Below are 1880 nucleotides of genomic sequence, written 5' to 3'. Positions count from 1 at the left end.
GTCAGATGTGGATAAGAGACGGGGCGGCGGGAGGGTGGCTCGCTGATCGACGGGTTCCTCGTCGAGCGGGTCGCCGAGTCGGACTACGCGGGACCCTTGGCCGCGCTCGCCCAGGTCGTGTCGCCGGAGCCGGTGCTGAGTCCGGAGCTGCTGGGGCTCGCTCGGGCGGTGGCGGACCGGTACGCGGGGAGCCTCGCGGATGTGCTTCAACTGGCTGTGCCGCCGCGCCACGGTCGGGCCGAGGCGGCCGGGACGGGTGCTCCGCCGCCCGCTCCGGCCGCGCCGGAACCGGGGTCCTGGGTGAGGTACGCGCGGGGCCCGGAGTTCCTGCGGGCGCTGGCCGCCGGTCGTTCGCCGCGCGCCGTGTGGACCGCTCTGCCGGGGCCCGACTGGGCGGAGGAGATCGGGCGGGCCGTGCAGGCGACCCTGGCCTCAGGGCGGGGCGCGCTCGTCGTCGTACCGGCGGGGCGGCCCGCCGCGCGGGTCGACGAGGCTCTGCGGGAGCTGCTGGGGGAGGGGCAGCACGCGCTGCTGACCGCCGACGCGGGGCAGGAGCGGCGGTACCGGGAGTGGCTGGCGGTGCGGCGGGGGGCGGTGCGGGCCGTCGTCGGGACCCGGGCCGCCATGTTCGCCCCCGTGCGGAATCTCGGGCTGGTCGCCGTCTGGGACGACGGCGATGCCAGTCACAGCGATGACAACGCCCCCTTCCCGCATGTGCGGGAGGTGCTGGAGCTGCGGGCGACTCGGGACAAGGGCGCCTTCCTGCTGGGGAGTTGGAGCTGCACCGTGGAGGCGGCCCAGCTCGTCGAGAGCGGGTGGGCCGCGCCGATCGTTGCCACCAGGGAGCAGGTGCGGGCCGTCGCGCCGCTGGTGCGGACCGTCGGGGACGGGGAGTTGGCGCGCGACGAGGCGGCTAGGGCCGCGCGTCTGCCCAGCCTCGCCTGGCAGGTCGCCCGGGACGGACTGCGGGACGGCCCGGTCCTCGTCCAGGTGCCCCGGCGCGGATATGTGCCGAGGATGGCCTGTGCGCAGTGCCGGGAGCCCGCCCGGTGCCGGCACTGCGCGGGGCCGTTGGAGGCGCGGGAGGGTGCCGGTGCCCTGGTGTGTGAATGGTGCGGGCGTGAGGAGGAGGGCTGGCACTGCCCGGAGTGCGGGAGCCGTCGGCTCAGGGCCCAGGTCGTGGGGGCGCGGCGTACCGCCGAGGAACTGGGGCGAGCCTTTCCCGCCGTGCCGGTGCGAACCTCCGGGCGGGAACACGTGCTCGACACCGTGCCGGGGACGCCCGCGCTGGTCGTGAGCACACCCGGCGCCGAACCGGTCGCCGAGGGCGGGTACGCGGCCGCTCTGCTGCTCGACGGCTGGGCCATGCTCGGGCGCCCCGATCTGCGGGCAGGGGAGGAGGCGCTGCGCCGGTGGATCGGTGCGGCCGCCCTCGTGCGGAACCAGGGGGTGGGCGGCACGGTCGTCGTGGTCGCCGAGCCGACGCTGCGGCCCGTGCAGGCGCTCGTGCGGTGGGATCCGGTGGGGCACGCGGTACGGGAGCTCGCGGACCGTGCGGAGCTGGGGTTTCCGCCGGTGTCCCGCATGGCGGCCGTGTCGGGCACGGCCCAGGCGGTGGCCGACTTCATCGGCGGCGCGGAACTGCCGCCGGACGCGGAAGTGTTGGGGCCCGTGCCGTTGCCCGTCGTGGAGGCGGGGCGGGTACGGCGGGTGGGAGCGCCGCCGCCGGGGGGGGCGTGGGAGCGCGCGTTGATCCGGGTGCCGCCGGGGAGCGGTGCGGCGCTGGCTGCCGCGTTGAAGACCGCGCAGGCCGCGCGGATGGCGCGTGGGGGCAGCGAGGGGGTTCGGATCCGGGTGGATCCCCTCGACATCGGGTGAGG

At 76.8% G+C, this 1880-nt stretch carries 1 pseudogene; it reads left to right on the top strand.

The features are described from left to right. Positions 1 to 21 precede the first annotated feature (21 nt). A pseudogene (locus AOK15_RS34560) lies at positions 22 to 1878 on the top strand (primosomal protein N'); the annotation flags it as partial. Between the last annotated feature and the right edge of the window lie 2 nt (positions 1879 to 1880).

The organism is Streptomyces ossamyceticus (assembly GCF_001418475.1).
GTDB classification, from domain to species: Bacteria; Actinomycetota; Actinomycetes; order Streptomycetales; family Streptomycetaceae; genus Streptomyces; species Streptomyces ossamyceticus.
This window is presented reverse-complemented; position numbering and strand designations above follow the sequence as displayed.